Source organism: Giesbergeria anulus (assembly GCF_900111115.1).
Lineage (GTDB): Bacteria > Pseudomonadota > Gammaproteobacteria > Burkholderiales > Burkholderiaceae_C > Simplicispira > Simplicispira anulus.
Window position 1 is genome coordinate 244,217 of the sequence record NZ_FOGD01000003.1, and the last position, 19,006, is coordinate 263,222.

General features: G+C 58.9%; 18 protein-coding genes, 1 tRNA gene and 2 pseudogenes. 11 read left to right on the forward strand and 10 right to left on the reverse strand.

Annotated features, from left to right (window positions below):
* Positions 1-40: 40 nt before the first annotated feature.
* Positions 41-2,368, forward strand: coding sequence for a cyanophycin metabolism-associated ABC transporter (locus BMX55_RS08035; protein ID WP_177172855.1), 2,328 nt, complete (start codon positions 41-43; stop codon positions 2,366-2,368).
* Positions 2,369-2,438: 70 nt separating this feature from the next.
* Here the strand turns inward: BMX55_RS08035 and BMX55_RS08040 are convergent.
* The 3 genes and pseudogenes from BMX55_RS08040 to BMX55_RS08050 form a co-directional block, all read right to left on the reverse strand.
* Positions 2,439-2,687: pseudogene (locus BMX55_RS08040) on the reverse strand (IS5/IS1182 family transposase); the annotation flags it as partial.
* 54 nt (positions 2,688-2,741) lie between these two features.
* Complete coding sequence (locus BMX55_RS08045) at positions 2,742-3,836, reverse strand: NAD(P)-dependent alcohol dehydrogenase (protein WP_091455562.1); 1,095 nt, start codon at positions 3,834-3,836, stop codon at positions 2,742-2,744.
* Between the two features lie 134 nt (positions 3,837-3,970).
* Positions 3,971-5,779: a glutamine--tRNA ligase/YqeY domain fusion protein gene (locus BMX55_RS08050; RefSeq protein WP_091455570.1), complete on the reverse strand. Its 1,809-nt coding sequence runs from the start codon at positions 5,777-5,779 to the stop codon at positions 3,971-3,973.
* Positions 5,780-5,967: 188 nt separating this feature from the next.
* On the opposite strand from BMX55_RS08050, the gene BMX55_RS08055 reads away from it, so the two are divergent.
* Together BMX55_RS08055 and aroQ are read left to right on the forward strand one after the other, a co-directional pair.
* Entirely contained in the window at positions 5,968-6,399 is a 432-nt protein-coding gene (locus BMX55_RS08055; RefSeq protein WP_091455575.1) for a hypothetical protein, read from the forward strand.
* Between the two features lie 81 nt (positions 6,400-6,480).
* On the forward strand, positions 6,481-6,933 hold the full coding sequence (gene aroQ, locus BMX55_RS08060) for a type II 3-dehydroquinate dehydratase (protein ID WP_091455579.1): 453 nt from the start codon (positions 6,481-6,483) through the stop codon (positions 6,931-6,933).
* Between the two features lie 199 nt (positions 6,934-7,132).
* Here aroQ and BMX55_RS08065 read toward each other — a convergent pair whose 3' ends face one another.
* The 6 genes from BMX55_RS08065 to BMX55_RS08090 are packed head-to-tail and all read right to left on the reverse strand — an operon-like array spanning position 7,133 to position 12,290.
* The gene (locus BMX55_RS08065) at positions 7,133-7,960 is read right to left on the reverse strand and encodes a M90 family metallopeptidase (protein ID WP_091455584.1); all 828 of its coding nucleotides are present in this window, start codon (positions 7,958-7,960) and stop codon (positions 7,133-7,135) included.
* Positions 7,961-7,963: 3 nt separating this feature from the next.
* Positions 7,964-8,737, reverse strand: coding sequence for a UDP-2,3-diacylglucosamine diphosphatase (locus tag BMX55_RS08070; RefSeq protein WP_091455587.1), 774 nt, complete (start codon positions 8,735-8,737; stop codon positions 7,964-7,966).
* 21 nt (positions 8,738-8,758) lie between these two features.
* Positions 8,759-9,265 carry a peptidylprolyl isomerase gene (locus tag BMX55_RS08075; protein WP_091455591.1) on the reverse strand — a complete coding sequence of 169 codons (507 nt, stop codon included), beginning with the start codon at positions 9,263-9,265 and terminating at the stop codon, positions 8,759-8,761.
* Between the two features lie 27 nt (positions 9,266-9,292).
* Positions 9,293-9,883, reverse strand: a complete 591-nt coding sequence (locus BMX55_RS08080; protein WP_091455594.1) for a peptidylprolyl isomerase — start codon at positions 9,881-9,883, stop codon at positions 9,293-9,295.
* On the reverse strand, positions 9,883-11,178 hold the full coding sequence (locus BMX55_RS08085) for a L,D-transpeptidase family protein (RefSeq protein WP_091455598.1): 1,296 nt from the start codon (positions 11,176-11,178) through the stop codon (positions 9,883-9,885). The genes BMX55_RS08080 and BMX55_RS08085 overlap by 1 nt, the downstream gene beginning before the upstream one ends.
* A gap of 38 nt (positions 11,179-11,216) precedes the next feature.
* Positions 11,217-12,290 (reverse strand): nuclear transport factor 2 family protein, encoded by a 1,074-nt coding sequence (locus tag BMX55_RS08090; RefSeq protein ID WP_091455601.1) that lies wholly within the window; start codon positions 12,288-12,290, stop codon positions 11,217-11,219.
* A 157-nt stretch (positions 12,291-12,447) separates the two neighbouring features.
* Here BMX55_RS08090 and cysS point away from each other — a divergent pair, with 157 nt between their 5' ends.
* The 6 genes from cysS to BMX55_RS08120 all read left to right on the forward strand — a co-directional run bounded on the left by cysS (position 12,448) and on the right by BMX55_RS08120 (position 18,071).
* Complete coding sequence (gene cysS / locus BMX55_RS08095) at positions 12,448-13,824, forward strand: cysteine--tRNA ligase (RefSeq protein WP_091455603.1); 1,377 nt, start codon at positions 12,448-12,450, stop codon at positions 13,822-13,824.
* Between the two features lie 15 nt (positions 13,825-13,839).
* Positions 13,840-14,580 (forward strand): DNA-3-methyladenine glycosylase family protein, encoded by a 741-nt coding sequence (locus BMX55_RS08100; protein WP_091455606.1) that lies wholly within the window; start codon positions 13,840-13,842, stop codon positions 14,578-14,580.
* Between the two features lie 53 nt (positions 14,581-14,633).
* Positions 14,634-15,611: an acetyl-CoA carboxylase carboxyltransferase subunit alpha gene (locus tag BMX55_RS08105; protein ID WP_091455757.1), complete on the forward strand. Its 978-nt coding sequence runs from the start codon at positions 14,634-14,636 to the stop codon at positions 15,609-15,611.
* Positions 15,612-15,632: 21 nt separating this feature from the next.
* Positions 15,633-16,574, forward strand: a complete 942-nt coding sequence (gene tilS, locus BMX55_RS08110; RefSeq protein WP_091455609.1) for a tRNA lysidine(34) synthetase TilS — start codon at positions 15,633-15,635, stop codon at positions 16,572-16,574.
* Positions 16,575-16,670: 96 nt separating this feature from the next.
* The gene (locus BMX55_RS08115) at positions 16,671-17,939 is read left to right on the forward strand and encodes an aspartate kinase (RefSeq protein WP_091455612.1); all 1,269 of its coding nucleotides are present in this window, start codon (positions 16,671-16,673) and stop codon (positions 17,937-17,939) included.
* A 39-nt stretch (positions 17,940-17,978) separates the two neighbouring features.
* A tRNA-Ser gene (locus BMX55_RS08120) sits at positions 17,979-18,071 on the forward strand.
* Between the two features lie 167 nt (positions 18,072-18,238).
* On the opposite strand, the pseudogene BMX55_RS16935 reads toward BMX55_RS08120, so the two are convergent.
* Positions 18,239-18,466, reverse strand: a pseudogene (locus BMX55_RS16935) (YdaS family helix-turn-helix protein); the annotation flags it as partial.
* On the opposite strand from BMX55_RS16935, the gene BMX55_RS08130 reads away from it, so the two are divergent.
* Positions 18,465-18,746, forward strand: coding sequence for a hypothetical protein (locus tag BMX55_RS08130; RefSeq protein ID WP_091455615.1), 282 nt, complete (start codon positions 18,465-18,467; stop codon positions 18,744-18,746). The pseudogene BMX55_RS16935 and the gene BMX55_RS08130 sit on opposite strands and share 2 nt — an antisense overlap.
* Positions 18,743-18,997 (forward strand): hypothetical protein, encoded by a 255-nt coding sequence (locus BMX55_RS08135; protein ID WP_091455618.1) that lies wholly within the window; start codon positions 18,743-18,745, stop codon positions 18,995-18,997. The genes BMX55_RS08130 and BMX55_RS08135 overlap by 4 nt, the downstream gene beginning before the upstream one ends.
* Positions 18,998-19,006: the final 9 nt, after the last annotated feature.

A 19,006-nucleotide genomic window follows, 5' to 3' on the forward strand; every position in this document is an offset into this window, starting at 1 on the left:
AAGCACTACGGGCTGTCGGGACTAAAAAGACCAAGCAAAAATGCCACATCATCCTGTGAATACCTCGGAGGTTCCGGGCGGCCCCTTTGGGGCCGAACTGCGGGCCAAGCTCGCTTCCCATGAAAACGTTTTGGCAACGCTGTCGGTTGACTTGAGTGTCGATCTGCGCTTTGCCACCGGCCAGCTCCTGCTCACTCCGCAGCGCCTGCTGGCCCAGACCCCCGGTGCCACCGGAGTGCAAGAGTGGACTTTGGCCCCCAGCCACAGCTTGCGTTTGGTAGATCATGGCGGCGTGGCTACCCTAGAGTTGCACGACGCACAGCAGCGCTTGGCCCTGTGGCGCTTGACGATGGGGCTGCACGCCTCGGCCTTGCAACTGGTGCAACGCTTTGAGCAGCAAATCGCACACCTGCAATCGGGCAACGCGGTGCAGCAGCAAGCGGAGGCGGTGCCTGCCTGCCCAGTCTGCCATACCGCGCTGCCCCCCGATAGCGATGAGTGCCCCGCCTGCGCCCGCGCCCAGCCCGCCAAAACCTCCACTTGGGTGCTGCTGCGCCTGTGGCGTTTTGCCCATCCCTACCGCTGGCAACTGGCCGCCGGTTTTGGCCTGACGCTGGCTTCTACTGCCGCCACCTTGGTGCCCCCTTACCTGACCATCCCGCTGATAGATGACATCCTGATCCCGTTCCAAAACGGTAAGCAGATCGACCCGATGTTGGTGCTGATGTACCTCAGTGGCTTATTTTTGTCGGCGCTGGCCGCTTGGGGCTTGGGTTGGGCGCGTACTTATATTTTGGCGTTGGTGTCTGAGCGCATTGGGGCTGATCTGCGCACCACTACTTACGAGCATTTGCTCAAGCTGTCGTTGGATTATTTTGGCGGCAAGCGCACCGGCGACCTGATGGCGCGCATTGGCTCCGAGACCGACCGCATCAACGTCTTTTTATCTTTGCATGCGCTGGATTTTTTAACCGACGTGCTCATGATCTTCATGACCGCAGCCATTTTGTTCAGCATCAACCCGTGGCTGGCGCTGGTCACACTGGTGCCGCTGCCCTTTATTGGCTGGATGATCCACACCGTGCGCGACCGCTTGCGCACCGGCTTTGAAAAAATTGACCGTGTTTGGTCTGAAGTGACCAACGTGCTGGCCGACACCATCCCCGGTATCCGCGTGGTCAAAGCCTTTGCCCAAGAGCAACGCGAGGCCAAGCGTTTCCACGATGCCAACCAGCACAATTTAGAAGTCAATGACAAGCTGAATAAAACGTGGTCTTTGTTTAGCCCCACCGTATCGTTGTTGACGGAAATCGGCTTATTGGTAGTCTGGGGTTTTGGTATCTGGCTGGTGGCGCACAGCCAGATCACGGTCGGGATATTGACCGCCTTTATCGCCTACATTGGCCGCTTTTATGGCCGCCTCGATTCGATGAGCCGTATTGTCTCGGTCACGCAAAAGGCTGCTGCCGGGGCCAAGCGCATTTTTGACATCCTTGACCATGTGAGCAATGTGCCTGACCCTGCCCAGCCGGTGAAAGTCGGCAAGGTACAAGGGGCCATCACTATGCAAAATGTCGGTTTTCGCTATGGCAGCCGCTCGGTGATTAGGGGGCTGGATTTGAATATCCGCCCCGGTGAGATGATTGGCTTGGTGGGCCACAGCGGTTCCGGTAAGAGCACGCTGGTCAACCTGATTTGCCGTTTTTACGATGTCAGCGATGGCTCGATTCAGTTGGATGGTGTGGATGTGCGCCGCATGGCGGTGGCCGATTACCGCCGCCATATTGGTCTGGTGTTGCAAGAGCCGTTCTTGTTCTTTGGCACCATTGCCGAAAACATCGCCTATGGCAAACCCGAAGCCACCCGTGAGGAGATTGTGGCCGCTGCCCGCGCTGCCCATGCCCATGAGTTCATTTTGCGCCTGCCACACGGCTACGACTCGTTGGTGGGTGAGCGCGGTCAGGGCCTGTCGGGCGGGGAGCGCCAGCGCATCAGTATTGCCCGTGCTTTGCTGATTGACCCACGCATCCTGATTTTGGATGAGGCCACCTCTGCTGTGGACACCGAGACCGAGAAGGAAATCCAAAAGGCGCTAGACAACTTGGTGCAAGGCCGCACCACCATCGCCATTGCCCACCGCCTGTCCACGCTGCGCAAGGCCGATCGGCTGGTGGTGATGGATCGGGGCGAGATTGTGGAAGTGGGGCCGCACGACGAGCTGATGGCAAAGCAAGGTGCCTACTGGCGTTTGTACGAAGCCCAAGCCCGTCGCGCCGAAGAAGATGCCCAAGCCGCTGGGCTGGTGATTGATGTGGTGGCCAGTGCTAGCCCTGTTGTTCACGCTAGGGACTTGATCGCTGCACGGTGATGATGCTGATGGCCAAAATGGGGTTGTTCTGATTTGGCACCAATTTGGCCGCTGGATGCTACAGGGCGGTTCAAATCCCATTTTGGGCAGCCGCCACAAACACCAGAAAGTGCAGTCGACCCAGCACCTGTGGCAACTGTTCGTAGCTCCTCGCTAATCAGTCAAAGCTGCGCTCCACTACCTAGTGCCTAGGCAGCAGTACAAAGCCCTTCTTGGCCTCTGGCAACTTGACCACTTTCAACGGCACACCATGTGCTTGGGCATCACTGCGGGCCTTCTCGCCTGTATAGGCCTGATCGGCCCACGCTAACTTCACGGTCTCCCCTGTGACCGAGTGGATACCATGCTCTAGCGATACTAAAAAACCAGCTTACTATGGCTTGATAGCCACCTTGAGCACACCATCGCGCTGGTGGGCAAACAGGTCATAGGCGGCCTCGATGTCATCGAGCTTGTACTGGTGCGTGACCAGCAAGCCTAAATCAACGCGGCTAGATGCCACCACATTCATCAGGCGGCGCATCCGCTCTTTACCACCGGGGCACAGCGCCGTGTTGATTTTGTGATCGCCCAAGCCTGCCGCAAAAGCTGACAGCGGAATTTTTAAATCTTCAGAATAAACGCCTAGGCTGGACAAGGTACCGCCCGGCTTGAGCACCCGCAGTGCCGATTCAAACGTAGCCTGTGTGCCCAAGGCTTCAATAGAAGAATCGACGCCCCGACCCCCGGTGAGCTTCATGATTTCATCGACCACATCGCAGTTGCGGAAGTTGAGCGTGATATCGGCCCCCATTTTTTGCGCAATGCCCAAGCGGTGGTCATTACCATCGACCGCAATGATGGTGGTGGCACCCAGCAGACGCGCACCAGCGGTAGCGCACAGGCCAATCGGCCCTTGCGCAAACACCACCACAGTGTCGCCAATTCTGATGTTGGCATTTTCAGCACCCTTAAAGCCGGTGGACATGATGTCGGGGCACATCAGCACCTGCTCATCGGTCAGGCCATCGGGAATTGGGGCCAAATTGGCTTGGGCATCGGGCACCAGTACATACTCGGCTTGGGTGCCATCAATCAGATTGCCAAAGCGCCAGCCGGCCGTGGCCTTGTAACCGTGGCAGCCGCACAAGCCACCGGCAATCAGGTAGCTGCCATCTTGCGATGCCACGCCATCTTGCGCCGCATAGGAGTTAAAGTTGGGGCAGATAGCCCCGGCAATCACGCGCTGGCCTTCGGTGTAGCCGACCACGGCACTACCGAGTTTTTCGATGATGCCCACAGGCTCGTGACCGATAGTCAGGCCCTTAGCGACCGGGTACTCCCCCTTGAGAATATGCACATCGGTACCGCAGATCGTAGTGGTAGTGATGCGCATCAAGGCGTCATTGGGGCCTACCTCCGGGATCGGCTTGTCTGCCAACTCGATACGACCGGGGGCAACAAAAACGGCGGCTTTCATCATGCTCATGGAAAACTCCTGTGCGATGGGGTTGGAGCAAAACACGCAATGCGTCTTGCTTCCCACGGTTTACCCCAAAACGCCGCCCCTGTCATTGGGGTAAGCGCAAGGCACGGTGGTTTCGTGCCTTGCGCTCTGGCCTATCAGCCCCAGCTGTCTTTTAGGCCCACGGCCAGATTGAAAACCGGCTTGCCCAGCGCATGATCGACCCGGTCGGCCACAAAATAGCCATGGCGCTCAAACTGGAACTTGGCATCAGGCTGGGCATGGGCCAAGGAAGGCTCGATGATGGCCGTGACCACCTTCAGGCTATTGGGGTTAAGCGCTTGCAAAAAGTCTTTGCCACCGGCATCGGGCTGGGCATCCGAGAACAGGCGGTCATACATCCGCACCTCGGCCTGCACGCCATCGCTCACGCCCACCCAAGTGATCGCCGCTTTGACCTTCACGCTATCGGCTCCGGGGGTGCCGCTCTTGGTATCTGGCACCACAGTAGCCAGCACTTCGGTGATATGGCCGTTAGCATCTTTGGTGCAGCCGGTGCATTCAATCACGTAGCCACCCTTGAGGCGCACCTTGTTGCCGGGGAACAGGCGCTTGTAGCCTTTGGGCGGTACTTCGGCAAAGTCTTCGCGCTCAATCCATACTTCTTTGCCAATCTGAAAGTGGCGCAGCGGCGATGCCACGCCCTCTGGCGGGTGTGGCAATGCGGGCAAGGTGCAAGGCTCTAGGTGGCCTGCGCCCATCACTTCGTCCCAGTTGGTCAGCACCAGCTTGACTGGGTTGAGCACCACCATGCCCCGGTGGGCAGTGGTTTCTAGGGTTTCGCGTAGGCAGCCCTCTAGGGTGCTGTAGTCAATCCAACTGTCGCTCTTGGTCACGCCAATGCGCTCGGCAAACAGTTGCAGGCTTTCGGGGGTGTAGCCCCGGCGGCGCAGGCCAACGATGGTGGGCATACGGGGGTCGTCCCAACCATTCACTTTGCCTTCGTTGACCAGTTGTGCCAGCTTGCGCTTGCTGGTCACGACATAAGTCAGGTTCAGGCGGGCAAATTCGTATTGGTGCGGCGCCGGGGCGGCCAACAGGCCGCCCTCAATCAGGCGCTGCAACAGCCAGTCGTAAAACGGGCGTTGGTCTTCAAACTCCAGCGTGCAAATGCTGTGCGTGATTTGTTCTAGCGCATCTTCAATCGGGTGCGCAAAGGTGTACATCGGGTAGATGCACCATTGGTTGCCGGTGTGGTGGTGTTCGGCATGCTTGATACGGTAGATGGCCGGATCGCGCAGGTTGATGTTGGGGCTGGCCATGTCGATTTTGGCACGCAGCACGGCAGCACCATCGGGCAAGGCACCATCACGCATCTGGCGAAAGCGGGCCAAATTTTCTGCGGGGCTGCGGCTGCGGTAGGGGCTGTCCACGCCGGGTTTGCCAAAGTCGCCCCGGTTAGCGCGCATTTCTTCGGCGGTCTGCTCATCCACATAGGCGTGGCCGGCCTCAATCAGGGCCTCGGCGGCACGGTACATAAAACCAAAATAGTCGCTGGCTTGGTAGGGCTGGCTGTTGCCCGGTTGGCTCCAGTCAAAGCCTAACCAACGCACGGCATCAATGATGCTGTTGACGTATTCTTGGTCTTCTTTTTCGGGGTTAGTGTCGTCAAAGCGCAGGTGGCAAACGCCGCCATAGTCACGCGCCAAACCAAAGTTAATGCAGATGGATTTTGCATGACCCACATGCAGGTAGCCATTGGGTTCGGGCGGAAAGCGGGTGCGGATTTTGGCCGGGTCGGGCTCTCCAGCCGCGTGGTGGGCGGCATCGCCGGGGCTACCGGCCCAGCGGCGACTGGCGTAGGTGCCTTTGTCCAGATCATGCTCAATGATTTGGCGCAAAAAATTGCTGGTTTTGCTGGCTTCAGGGGCCGCTGTAGCGGCAGGGGCAGATGTGGGGGTACTCATGGCGGACATTTTAGGATGCCAGCTCGGCAGTGCTGGTACGGCTACCGCCACCCGATATATACGTCCAGAAACAAGTTCACAGGAATTTTTTACCTTTCCTTGCCATCCTATGGCCTAGGTGCTGCGTTATAGGTCTATCAAGCCACAGATGCTGTGGGTGTGCAGTGTGGTTTTCAGGAGATTTTGGTATGGCAAATAAACGTTCTGTCCGTTCCATGCTGGTCAGTGCCGGTCTGGCTTTGGTCGCGTTGGCCGGGGTTGGCATGGCGCAAGCCAGAGATGTCAATTGGTCGCTAGGGATCAGTTCGCCCGGTGTGGTGGTGGATGTGGACAATGGCCGTGGTGTGCGCGTCTTGCCGGCCCCAGTGTATTTGGCACCACCCCCACCGCCCCCACCGCGCGCGGTGTATTACCCGGCACCCGCCCAGCCGGTGTATTACGCACCGCCCCCGCCGCGCCCGGTTTACTATGCTCCTCCGGTGTATGTGGCCCCGCCACCGGGCTACTATTACCGCGATGAACCTCGGCACCACCGCCACCGCCACCACGACCGTGGGCATGGCCGGGGGTATGGTGATCATGGCTATGATGACCGTCGCAGTGGTTGGGAGCGCCGCTAAAGCTGCCCGCTGGCGCAGATAATCTGGCATTTGGGCCTGTGGGCGGTGGATGCAGACAGGCCCCCCCCGTTAGGAGTGCCCATGAAAACCGTTTTTGTCCTCAATGGCCCCAATCTGAATCTGCTAGGCACGCGCGAGCCTGCCGTTTATGGTGCCCAAACACTGGCCGATGTCGAGCAACTCTGTGCCGCTGCCTGCGCCCGCCACGGCTTTGCCCTGCGCTTTCACCAAAGCAACCACGAAGGTACGCTGCTAGATTGGATTCATGAAGCAGGCCGCTTGCACGCTGCCGGGCAATTGGCCGGTGTAGTGCTCAATGCCGGGGCCTATACCCACACCAGCATTGCCCTGCCCGATGCTATCAAGGGCACTGGGGTTACGTTGATCGAATTGCACATCAGCAATGTTCATGCGCGTGAGAGCTTTCGCCACCACTCTTACCTGTCGGCAGTGGCCAAGGCGGTAATGTGTGGCTTTGGCGTGCCGGGCTATGGCTTGGCGATTGACGCGATGGCCTTGCAGGCGGGGGGTTAACATGCTCGATTTGCCGCTCACCTGCTCGCGGCGCGCTGTGGCACCGGGCACGCCCCGGCCTTGACGGGTGGTGCTGCTGCACGATGTGGACAGCAATGCACATGACTCGGGAGTTTGCTGTCGGCCACGAGTTGCGTGGTGGCGAGGTAGCGGCTGCTGTGTCGTGGTTGGATGAGCTAGCTACCAGGCAACCGTCTGTTTAAGTGCTGGTGCTGGCCTGTGGGCGAAAAAACTCATCCAACAAGGGCAGCAAGCTAGGAAACTCGGTGCTAAACCGCTCCCGCTGGACAAAATAGGCTTCACACACCACCGCAAAGAATTCTGCTGGGGCCGTAGCGCCATAGGCATCAAGCCAAGGCTGGGGGCCACCAAAGCGCTCGGCCATGCTCACGCGCTCCTGAAAATGCATATAGGCAGGCTCCCAAGCGTCCCACCAGCAGGCATGGGCGGCGCGGGCGCTGTGTGTGCCCATAAAGCCCGCAGGCAGGGGCGGGCAGCCATCTACTGGGCCATTGCGCATATCGAGTTTATGCACAAACTCATGGATCACCACATTGCTGCTACCCGTGCGGCTCTGGCGCACATCGGGCCAACTGAGCATGATGGGGCCGCCAGACATGGCCTCGCCCGCCAACACTTGACGGTAATCGTGTACCACGCCCGCCGCATCTACCACCTGACGGCGAGCGCGGGCCGGGGCAGGATGCAGCACGATACCGACAAAATCGTCGTACCAGCCTAGTGCATCTTCTGGCTCGCCCCAGTGCAACAATGGCAGGCAGGCTTGGGCGGCAATTTCTACGGCCATATGGTCGCTTACCACCAAGCCATGCACACCCTGAAACTCTTTATCGTGCAAAAACAGCGCAGCCAGCACGCGCAACTTGGCCTGCTCTGCCAAGCTCAGTTGGGCTAAAAAAGGATAGTGGCGCAAGGTAGGCAGCCACAGGGCGTCACTGATGGTGGGCAGCGGGGCCACAGCTTGCCGCAGGCGTTGCCAGCAGCGTTGCCAAAAAGGCAGGCTCATGGCTTACACCAGCGCGATGCGGTGCAGGCCGTGGGCATCCAAGCGCAGCACTTGGGCACGGGCCGGTTGGGCCGCCAAGTCCCAATCGCTCAAGACGATGCGCGATAAATCAGGGGCCAAGGTATGCTCTGCCGGGCGGTGGGTATGGCCGTGGATCAAGGTGTGGGCCTTGGCTGCTTCTAGCCAGACGATAGCGGCGGCAGCATCCACATCGGCATAGAAGGTGCCCGATTGCTTGTGCGCCTCGCTCTCTTGCCGCAGGTGGCGGGCCTGCGCCCGGCGCTCGGCCAAGGGCTGGGCCAGAAACTGCTGTTGCCATGCTCGATTGCGCGCCACGGCGCGAAAGCGTTGGTAGGCTACATCGTCTAGGCACAGTGCGTCGCCGTGGCTCAGGAGCAGGCGTTGCTGTTGCCATTGAAGCACGGTCGGGTCGGACAAAATGTGCAGGCCACACTGCTGGGCGAAGGCCGAACCCAGCAGGAAATCCCGATTCCCAGCCATAAAAAACAATGCCCGGCGCTGCGCTGCCGCGTGTAGCACGGCGGCACCTTGGGCTTCAAAACTATCAGGCTCGGCCAACGCATCGTCGCCCACCCAGACCTCAAATAAATCACCGAGCATAAAAACCGCATCCGCCGGTGTCGTGTCTAGATAGCGCTGCCACGCTGCCCAAGTAGCCAAATCGCCCGGATGCAGGTGCAGATCGGCCAAAAAATCGACCGTGCGCCAGTGCGAGGGAGCAAACAGCTCTTCGAACTGGGGCACGGTCGTGGTCACGGGTGCAAACGGAGGTAGGGCTTACAGCGCCACAGCCTTTTCGATCAGCACGTTTTCTTTGGGCACATCGTCATGAAAGCCGCTGCGGCCCGTTTTCACGGCCTTGATCTTATCGACCACGTCGTTGCCCGACACTACCTTGCCAAACACGGCATAGCCCCAGCCTTGGGCGCTGGGAGCGGTGTGGTTCAGGAAACCGTTGTCGGCCACGTTGATAAAAAATTGGGCGGTGGCCGAGTGTGGATCGCTGGTGCGGGCCATCGCGACGGTGTAGTTGGCGTTTTTCAGGCCGTTGTTGGCTTCGTTTTCAATCGGGGCGTCGCAGTCTTTTTGCTTCATGCCCGGCTCAAAGCCACCGCCTTGGATCATAAAACCCGGAATCACGCGGTGGAAGATGGTGTTGTCGTAGTGGCCCTTGTTCACATAGGCCAAAAAGTTAGCCACCGACTTGGGGGCCTTGTCGGCATCCAGCTCAAGGGTAATTACGCCGTAGTTGGCAATGTGCAGTTCGACTTGGGGGTTGCTCATAACAAAAAACCTTCGTTAAAAAAAGAATCAGGGCAGCAGTGTGGCCGAAGTGATGGTCACAGGCGTGCTGGGCACATCTTGGTGGAAGCCTTTGTTAGCTGTAGGTACGGCTTTGATTTTGTCCACTACGGCGGTACCGTCAATCACCTTGCCAAACACGGCGTAGCCATCGTTGCCGGGCTGGCGGGCGTTGAGCATCTCGTTGTTTTTGACGTTGATAAAGAACTGCGCCGTGGCCGAATGTGGATTGCCGGTGCGTGCCATCGCAATGGTGTAGGGCTGGTTTTTTAGACCGTTGCCCGATTCGAGCATGATCGCGGCCTTGGTTGGCTTTTGCGTCATGTCGGCGGTAAAGCCACCGCCTTGGATCATGAAGCCGTCGATAACGCGGTGAAAAATGGTGCCGTCGTAGTGCTTGTCTTTGACGTAAGCCAGAAAATTTTCTACCGTTTTGGGGGCCTTGGCCGCATCAAGCTGCACCACGATGTCGCCCATCGAGGTACTGAGCTTGACCTTAGGGGCTTGGGCATCTTGGGCGGCTACGGGTTGCACGAGGGCCAAGCCCAGAGCCAAGCTGCTGGCAGCCAGTGCCAACAGGGATTTTCTTTTGGACAGCATCAACTGATTACTCCTTCATAGAATATTTGCCACTGGTCGCCTTGGCGTTTCCAGTATTGGCGTCGCGTCGTGCCGCTGCGCTCGCCTTTGGTTACTTCACCAAAGGTGACCACCATGGTCTCGCTGGCATCACGCCAGTGCAGGTAAGACTTGTCTTTGAGTTCAACTTCTTTACTCTGCTGGGTGCTTGTGCTGGCTAGTTTAGTGAGCCACTGTTGCCGGGGCTGCTGTGAGGCACTTTTGAAGTCAGCGGTATAAAAGCGCTGCAAGCTTTGCACATCGCCTTGGGCCTTGGCATCGCTCCAAGCTTGCAACACGGTATCAAACTGCTGGCGGGCGGTATCGACGCTGTGCGGCGCTACCCAGCGCAACTCTGGGGCAATCACTACTGGCGTAGAACGCTCTACGGTGCGCAACAAACGCTCCAGATCAGGATTGGCCAAAGCGACACAGCCATCGGTGGCTTGTGGAGCGCGGGCAAACTGGTGGGGCGGGGTGCCGTGCAGCCAGATGCCGCTGCCGGTTTTACCCCGGCTTTGGTCTAGCGGATTGGGGTAGTTCAGGGGCAAAGCACCGGCACCATAAAAATCGCGCAAGGTGCTGGGGTCGAGGCGACTGGTGATGAAGTAAACACCAATCGGTGTGCGCTGATCGCCTTCGACATATTTGTCGATACCCAATTTGCCCACCGAGGCGTAGTAATCAGCCACCAAACGCAGGCCATCGGGAGTGTTTTCAAACAGGTACAAGCGCGAGCGTGAGGCATCTACCGCCACCGCATGGCGCTGGCGTGGCGACAGGGTTAAAAACTGCGCTGGAATGGTATTGGCCGGTGGGCGGGCGTGCAGTGCTTGCAAGCGGCGGCGCGATTCTTCGCGCAACACATCCAGATTCTTGTTGTCTGTAGCGCTGGCCAGATTGCTGGGCAAGTGGGCACCGGGCACGGCACCTGTTGGCTGTGCTGGGCGCGCGCGCGCGGCCCACAAATCACCCAACACCAACTGCGCCAACTGAAAGTTGGGGTAGTCGCGCACCAGCGCTTCGGCACCGGCCAAGGCTTGGCGGTGCTGGCCTTGGCTAATCGACTGGTACACCTCTAGCAGGCGAGACTCCGCCTGACCATCGACCAACGCTGCTGGTGGCGCTTTTTTCGAGGCTTTGTTGGTGGGTTTGCTAGGCTGTTGTGCTGTGGCCGGTGGTGTGTGCACGACCAGCAAGGCGGCCAAGGTAGCAGCCAGCGCAGCACCGGGGCCAGCACGGCCAGAGCGAGAAAAATACCGAGAGATCACATCCATATCCATATCTTTGACGCAAGGGCGGCTGGCCTAGCCGCTTAATTACCGACGGTTTCGCGCACGATCACCCAACGCCCCTGTACCTTGCTCATCTCTAGGGTTTTGCGGCTGCTTGTTTGCAGTGCCCCAGCGCTGTAGTCTTGGCGGAAGCGTGCCGTGGCGCTGTCGCCATCGATGCTCACTTTCAGGTCTTGCACCTTGACACTGATGCGCGATTTTCCCTCAATGCGAGCACGCCGCTCGGCCTCCCAGTCTTTGCGACTTTGCTTGCCAGAGGGCACCGTATTTTTGGCATACGCAGCAAAATAGCCATTTATGTCTTTGCTGCCCCAAGCGTTGGCCCAACCCTGCACAGCGGCACTGACGGCCTGCACGGCAGCGGTATCGACTGCCGGGGCTGCTGGGGCCGCAGTGGGCGCTGGTGGCGGCGCAGCCACCGGGGTGGCTGCCGGAGCAGGTGCTGGGCTGGGAGCTGGTTTTACTGCCACTGGAGCAGGTGCAGGTGCAGGCGCTGGCGCTGGCACCGGTGCGGCCACGGGGGCTGGGGCAGGTGCAGGGGGCACAGCGCTGGGCTTGGTATTGCCAGCGGCCGGATACGCCAGCCCTTGGATCATCTCTAGCTTAGGCTGCACGCTGGCCGTCTGGGTGCTATCGACTTGCAGCGCCTTGTTGTAGGCGGTGCTGGCCAGACGGGCATAGACATCGCCTAGATTTTCGTGGGCAGTGGCGTAGCTGGGGTTGGTGCGAATAGCCATTTCCAGCGCCGAGCGGGCTTTGTCAAACTGGTTTTGTCCGGCATACAGCACGGCCAAGTTGTTGTACGGCTCAGGCAGTTCGGGGTAGTCTTGGGTCAGTTTGGTAAAGACGGCAATAGCTTGGTCTTGTTTACCCGCCTGCGTCAGGGCTACACCACGCAAAAAGCGCAATTGCGGATCACGCGGCTTGGCGCTCAGGAGTTGGTCGGTGCGGGCCAGTGCGTCGGCGGGTTTACCCGCGCGTAGCAGCTTCTGGATGTCGCCATACTCATCGGCTTGAGCCACGCTGGTGCCCAGCAGTGCAGTCAAAGTTAACAGGCGCAGAGCATGGGTGAAGGTGCGGCGAACGTGCATCATGAAGAGGGAGAAATGGAAGGGCCGGAACAGGCCCGCAGGCGCTTATACTGGCGCGGATTGTAGCGGAGGGGGTGCCGCGCTGGTGCCTATTCCCTCTGTACGTGCTGCCATTGCCTGCCGGGCCGCTGGCCTCTTCCTTTCCCACACCCAATACCCCATGAGTTTGCGTATCTACAACACGCTATCGCGTGCCCTGGAAGCGTTTTCGCCGCTGGAGCCGGGCCATGTCCGCATGTACGTCTGCGGCATGACAGTTTACGACCTGTGCCATCTGGGCCATGCGCGTTCTATGGTTGCCTTTGACGTGGTGCAACGTTGGCTCAAAGCCAGCGGCTTGCGCGTCAGCTATGTGCGCAACATCACCGACATTGACGACAAAATCATCCAACGTGCCGTGCAAAATGGCGAAAGCATCCGCCACCTGACGGACAGGATGATTGACGCCCTGCACCAAGATGCCGATGCCTTGGGCATTGAGCGCCCCAGCCACGAACCGCGCGCCACCGACTACGTGCCGCAAATGCTGTCACTGATCGGCCAGCTCCAAGACAAGGGCTTGGCCTACCCAGCAGGCAATGGCGACATGAACTATGCCGTGCGCAAGTTTGTGGGCTATGGCAAGCTGTCGGGCAAGTCGCTTGACGAGTTAAACGCTGGCGAGCGCGTTGCCGTGCAAGATGGCAAACACGACCCACTGGATTTTGTCCTCTGGAAATCGGCCAAACCCACCGAGCCCGCAGAAGTGCAATGGGACAGCCCGTTTGGCAAAGGCCGCCCCGGCTGGCATATCGAATGCTCGGCCATGGGTTGCGCATTGCTAGGCCAGACCTTTGACATCCACGGTGGTGGTGCTGATTTGCAGTTTCCGCACCACGAAAACGAAATCGCCCAAAGTGAAGGGGCCAGCGGCCAGCCTTTGGCCCGCTTTTGGATGCACAACGGCTTTATCAATATCGACAACGAGAAGATGTCCAAGAGCTTGGGCAACTTCTTCACCATTCGCGATGTGCTGCAACAGTACGATGCCGAGACGGTGCGCTTTTTTGTCGTGCGCAGCCACTACCGCAGCCCGCTCAATTACAGCGATGTGCATCTCAACGATGCCCGTGCGGCGCTCAAGCGCCTGTATACCGCTCTAGCCGAAGTGCCTGCCGCTGACGTTGCCATCGACTGGGCCGATCCTTATGCTGCCCGCTTCAAGGCGGCCATGGATGAAGATTTTGGCACCCCTGAAGCCGTGGCCGTGCTGTTTGATTTGGCCAGCGAGGCCAACCGCAGCAAATCGCCCCAAGTGGCCGGGCTGCTCAAGGCACTGGGGGGCATACTGGGCCTATTGCAAACTCCCGCGCAAGATTTTTTGCAAGCGGGCAGCAGTTTGGATGCCAGCGCCATCGAAGCGCACATTGCCGCCCGTGCCGCTGCCAAAGCCGCCAAAAACTGGGCCGAAGCCGACCGTATCCGCAAGGAACTGCAAGCGCAGGGCATTGTCCTGAAAGACAGCCCCAGCGGCACCACTTGGGAAGCAGTGCAATAAACCCCTGCGTCGTCCGTGAAGCCTGCCAAAAAAACCAGCCGCCGCACCAGCCACCCCGATCTGCCACCTTACTGGGCGCAGGCTTGTGCGCAGTTGGGGCAGAAAGACCGGGTATTGCGGCGGCTGATTCCGCAATTGGGCGAGCATGTGCTAAGCCCTAGCTGCGATGCCTTTACCACGCTAGCGCGTAGCATGGTGGGGCAGCAGATTTCTGTACCGGCCGCCAGAACCCTATGGCAGCGTCTGCTGGAGTTGTTGCCTGCCCCTGTTGCCGCAGCGTCGCTGCCCCAGACCCAACTGGCCTTGGATTTGGCACCACCACCCACACCAGACGAGCCACGGATCGTCCTGCCTACTGAGCTATTGCAACTGCGGGTGGAGGATATGCGTGCCGCCGGGCTATCACCACGCAAGGTAGATTACCTATTAGATTTGGCTCGGCACTTTGCCAGCGGCAAATTGCGCCCGCACAGCTGGGCCACGATGGACGATGAAGTCATCATCCAGCAATTGCTGCCCATTCGCGGCGTGGGCCGCTGGACGGCAGAGATGTTTTTGATGTTCCACCTGCTGCGCCCCAACGTGTTGCCGCTGGACGATGCAGGGCTGATCAAAGGCATCAGCCTGAACTATTTTTCGGGCGATCCAGTCAGCCGCAGTGAGGCACGCGAGGTGGCACAGGCTTGGCAGCCGTGGTGCAGCGTAGCCACTTGGTATATTTGGCGCTCGCTGGAGCCCCAGCCGCTAGCGCCCTGAACGCCGTTGCTCGCGCCACCTCAGGCACCGAGAACGCACAAGGAGAACCTATTTTGGCCAAAAAAACCTTCCTCGATTTCGAACAACCGATTGCCGAACTCGAAGGCAAAATTGAAGAACTGCGCTACGTACAAAACGAAAGCGCCGTCGATATTTCCGAAGAAATCGACCAGCTCAGCAAAAAAAGCCTACAGCTGACCAAGGATATCTACAGCGAGCTGTCGCCTTGGCAAGTCACCAAAATTGCCCGCCACCCAGAGCGCCCCTACACGCTGGACTACGTGCGCGACTTGTTTACCGACTTTGTAGAGCTGCACGGCGACCGCCACTTTGCCGATGACAAATCCATCGTCGGCGGCTTGGCGCGCTTCAATGGTCACGCCTGCATGGTGCTGGGCCAACAAAAGGGCCGCGACACCAAAGAGCGCGCCCTGCGCAACTTTGGCATGACGCGCCCCGAAGGCTACCGCAAAGCTCTGCGCCTAATGAAAACCGCTGAGAAGTTCAAGCTGCCAGTGTTCACGTTTGTGGATACCCCCGGTGCCTTTCCAGGCATTGATGCCGAAGAGCGCGGCCAGTCTGAAGCCATTGGCCGCAACATCTACGAGATGGCACAACTCGAAGTGCCTATCATCACCACCATCATTGGCGAAGGCGGCTCTGGCGGTGCGCTGGCCCTGAGCGTGTGCGACCAGTTGCTGATGTTGCAGTATTCGATCTACTCGGTGATCAGCCCCGAAGGTTGTGCCTCTATCCTCTGGAAAACATCGGACAAGGCGCAAGATGCCGCCGAAGCGCTGGGCATCACCGCCCACCGCTTGAAGGCCTTGGGGTTGGTAGACAAAATCGTCAATGAACCTGTGGGCGGTGCCCACCGCGATACCAAGCACATGGCCGCCCTGCTCAAACGGGCGCTGGGCGATGCCTTCCGCCAATTGGCTGACCTCAAAGTGGACGAGCTAATTGAGCGCCGCTATGCTCGTCTGCAAAGCTATGGCCGCTTTACCGACACCAAGGCCAACAGCCGCTAATACCCACGCCCCCCAGCGGCTATGACCCACTCTGTAGAAGCGGCGATGGCAGCCTTTACGCCAATGCTGCCACTGGCTATCGGCTTGAGTGGAGGGGCAGATTCCACCGCACTGCTGCTGGCTTGCGCACGGCGCTGGCCGGGGCAGGTCTCGGCCATCCATGTCCACCACGGCTTGCAGGCCGCCGCTGATAATTTTGAGCAGCATTGCATAACTCTGTGTGCGCAGCTTGAAGTCCCTTTAACGGTGCAGCGGGTCGATGCCCGCCATGCCCGTGGGCAAAGCCCCGAAGACGCGGCGCGCACGGCGCGCTACCAAGCCTTGCAAGCAGCTGTGGCAGCCCATACCGTCGTGCCCGCTTCTATAGCACTGGCACAGCACGCCGACGACCAAGTAGAGACCCTGTTGCTGGCGCTCTCACGCGGGGCTGGAGTAGCCGGGCTGGCGGCTATGCCCGCGCAATGGCAACGCGGCGGCTTGGCTTGGCACCGGCCCTTGCTAGAAGTACCCGGTGCAGACATTCGCCGTTGGTTGCAAGCCCAACACCAAACTTGGGTAGAAGACCCCACCAATAGCGATGAACGCTACACACGCAACCGTATCCGCGCACGGCTCCTGCCTGCACTGGAGGCGGTGTTTCCGGCCTTTCGCGCTACCTTTGCCCGCAGTGCATCCCATGCTGCACAGGCCAAGGAGTTGTTGCTAGAGTTGGCCGAGCAAGACTTGGCCCAAGTGGGCAACCCACCGCGCATCACCGCCTTACAGGCCCTGAGCACGGCACGCCAAGCCAACGTATTGCGCCACTGGCTGCTCATCGCCCACCAAACGACACCCGCCAGCAGCCAACTGGCCCAGTTGCAGCAGCAGATACGCGCTTGCACCACGCGGGGCCATCGCATCCACCTCAAGGTGGGGCGTGGGTTTGTTTTGCGCGCTGGTGCGGTGCTGGATTGGTACAATTGACAAGTTTTGGCCCACTTTTGCACGAAACGCGGCGACGCCCCAAAACATTGTTCAACCTGCGCCGCGCCCTCTGGGTTTCGTCACCACACATCTCCAATGGCATTGATCGTTCATAAATATGGCGGCACGTCGATGGGTTCGCCCGAGCGCATCCGCAACGTTGCTAAACGCGTGGCCAAATGGGCGCGCGCTGGCCACCAGATGGTGGTTGTCCCCAGCGCCATGAGCGGCGAGACCAACCGCCTGCTGGGCTTGGCTGGTGAACTGGCTCCATCCAAAGCCAGCAGCGAGTACCACCGTGAACTCGACATGCTGGCCGCTACTGGCGAGCAAGTATCTTCGGCACTGTTGGCTATTGCCTTGCAGGCCGAGGGCATGGAAGCCATCAGCTACACCGGCTGGCAGGTGCCCGTTCGTACTGACAGCAGCTACACCAAAGCCCGTATCGAGTCGATTGATGACCAGCGCGTGCGTGGTGATCTGGCCGCTGGTAAGGTGGTCGTCATCACCGGCTTCCAAGGCATTGACGAGGCTGGCCACATCACCACCTTGGGCCGTGGCGGCTCCGACACCTCGGCTGTAGCCATTGCCGCCGCCATGAAGGCCGATGAGTGCCTGATCTACACCGATGTCGATGGCGTTTACACCACCGACCCGCGCGTAGTCTCTGCGGCCCGCCGCCTGCACACCGTCAGCTTTGAAGAAATGCTCGAAATGGCGAGCTTGGGCAGCAAAGTGCTGCAAATTCGCTCGGTGGAGTTTGCTGGCAAATACAAGGTGCCGATGCGTGTGCTCTCCAGTTTCACGCCTTGGGACATCGATCTGGCCGAAGAAGCCCAATCGGGCACGCTCATCACTTTTGAGGAAGACGAAAAAATGGAAAAAGCCGTTGTATCCGGCATCGCGTTCAACCGTGGCGAAGCCAAGATCTCGGTGCTCGGTGTGCCCGACACCCCCGGCATTGCCTACCGCATCCTCGGCCCGGTGGCAGAAGCCAACATCGAAGTCGATGTCATCATCCAAAACATCAGCAAAGACGGCAAGGCTGATTTCAGTTTTACCGTCAACCACAGCGATTACAACCGCGCCTTGGATTTGCTGCGCACTAAGGTGGTGCCCGAACTGGGTGCCAAGGAAGTGGTGGGCGACCCCAACATCTGCAAGGTGAGCATTGTCGGTATCGGTATGCGCAGCCATGTGGGCGTGGCCAGCACCATGTTCCGTGTCCTCAGCCAAGAAAACATCAATATCCAGATGATCTCTACTTCCGAGATCAAGACCTCGGTGGTCATTGACGAGAAGTACCTTGAGTTGGCCGTGCGTGCCCTGCACACTGCTTTCGGTCTGGACAAGCCCGCAGAATAAATCCAGAGACCCCGATTTTCGGGGTATAATAGTGGGATTGGAAACGTGACCGAGTGGCCGAAGGTGCTCCCCTGCTAAGGGAGTATGGGGTGTAGAGCCTCATCGAGGGTTCGAATCCCTCCGTTTCCGCCAAAACCAGCCCCCTGAAGCAATTCAGGGGGCTTTTTGTTTTGCCCCCGCTGCCGCCTCAACACCCGGCAAAGCGCCTCGCCCTTCGGCGTACCTGCATGGCGCTCCAGTACGGCATTTACCAGCACTTCCACAGGGTCAAGCCCTACCAGATCAGCAATTCGCGCTTGATCTTCGGGTGGGCATGGCTTCGCGCCTGATTTCCAGTTGTTCACCGTCATTCTGGTGACTCCTAACGCTTCTGCTAGGCGTGAATAGTTCCCACATTTCTTAGCAGCCGCTTCTAAAAGTTCATTTATTTGTTGCATGGTCGTATTCTTCTGGTATACATTTCCGCATGTATGCAAAAGGCATACAGCTGTTCTGAACCAGAACTCTACACCCACAGGAGCCGCCATGCACCAGATTCCCCCAGTCTCTCAAGTTCTTCCCCTGCCTGCTCAACAAAGTGTTGCCCCTGCTGTGGCGGCTCCGGGCACATCGCAGGCGGGGGATTTTCTTTTTTCTGACGCCCCTATCGTCAACTGGTTCGATGCTCAGGACTACGCAACTCGATTTTTTTGGATTGATTGTGCGTCTGAGCAATTAGGTTTGTCGGACTACTCTGCTACTGAGCAGCAATGTTTCGCGGCTTTTCGTGCTTTTGCTACCCGTGGCGTTTTGACGGCAGCATCATGATGATTTGCACCGCTGTTACCCCTGAGCGTGTAGGTTTGTGTGGACTTCCGATTGATCTTGACTCTTCTTACGCTATCAATCGTTTCTACTTTTTTCACTTCCGGACTATGTATCGTGGGCATCTTGCTCTTAGAGGGCCAGATGATCCAGATGTCCTGTTTTACTTTCAGCAGTTGCGTTTTTACGCTGCTTGCCTGATTGCGGCCATGCCCAGCACAGGAAATTTCCTGTCCATCATTGACCGGGGTTGAGCATGACTT

Coding starts and splice junctions, on each gene's coding strand:
- BMX55_RS08130 (WP_091455615.1), top strand. CDS start 18,465: ATGCACCAGATTCCCCCAGTCTCTCAAGTTCTTCCCCTGCCTGCTCAA.
- BMX55_RS08075 (WP_091455591.1), bottom strand. CDS start 9,265: ATGAGCAACCCCCAAGTCGAACTGCACATTGCCAACTACGGCGTAATT.
- tilS (WP_091455609.1), top strand. CDS start 15,633: ATGACCCACTCTGTAGAAGCGGCGATGGCAGCCTTTACGCCAATGCTG.
- BMX55_RS08115 (WP_091455612.1), top strand. CDS start 16,671: ATGGCATTGATCGTTCATAAATATGGCGGCACGTCGATGGGTTCGCCC.
- cysS (WP_091455603.1), top strand. CDS start 12,448: ATGAGTTTGCGTATCTACAACACGCTATCGCGTGCCCTGGAAGCGTTT.
- BMX55_RS08045 (WP_091455562.1), bottom strand. CDS start 3,836: ATGAGCATGATGAAAGCCGCCGTTTTTGTTGCCCCCGGTCGTATCGAG.
- aroQ (WP_091455579.1), top strand. CDS start 6,481: ATGAAAACCGTTTTTGTCCTCAATGGCCCCAATCTGAATCTGCTAGGC.
- BMX55_RS08090 (WP_091455601.1), bottom strand. CDS start 12,290: ATGATGCACGTTCGCCGCACCTTCACCCATGCTCTGCGCCTGTTAACT.
- BMX55_RS08035 (WP_177172855.1), top strand. CDS start 41: ATGCCACATCATCCTGTGAATACCTCGGAGGTTCCGGGCGGCCCCTTT.
- BMX55_RS08055 (WP_091455575.1), top strand. CDS start 5,968: ATGGCAAATAAACGTTCTGTCCGTTCCATGCTGGTCAGTGCCGGTCTG.
- BMX55_RS08085 (WP_091455598.1), bottom strand. CDS start 11,178: ATGGATGTGATCTCTCGGTATTTTTCTCGCTCTGGCCGTGCTGGCCCC.
- BMX55_RS08080 (WP_091455594.1), bottom strand. CDS start 9,883: ATGCTGTCCAAAAGAAAATCCCTGTTGGCACTGGCTGCCAGCAGCTTG.
- BMX55_RS08050 (WP_091455570.1), bottom strand. CDS start 5,779: ATGAGTACCCCCACATCTGCCCCTGCCGCTACAGCGGCCCCTGAAGCC.
- BMX55_RS08065 (WP_091455584.1), bottom strand. CDS start 7,960: ATGAGCCTGCCTTTTTGGCAACGCTGCTGGCAACGCCTGCGGCAAGCT.
- BMX55_RS08135 (WP_091455618.1), top strand. CDS start 18,743: ATGATGATTTGCACCGCTGTTACCCCTGAGCGTGTAGGTTTGTGTGGA.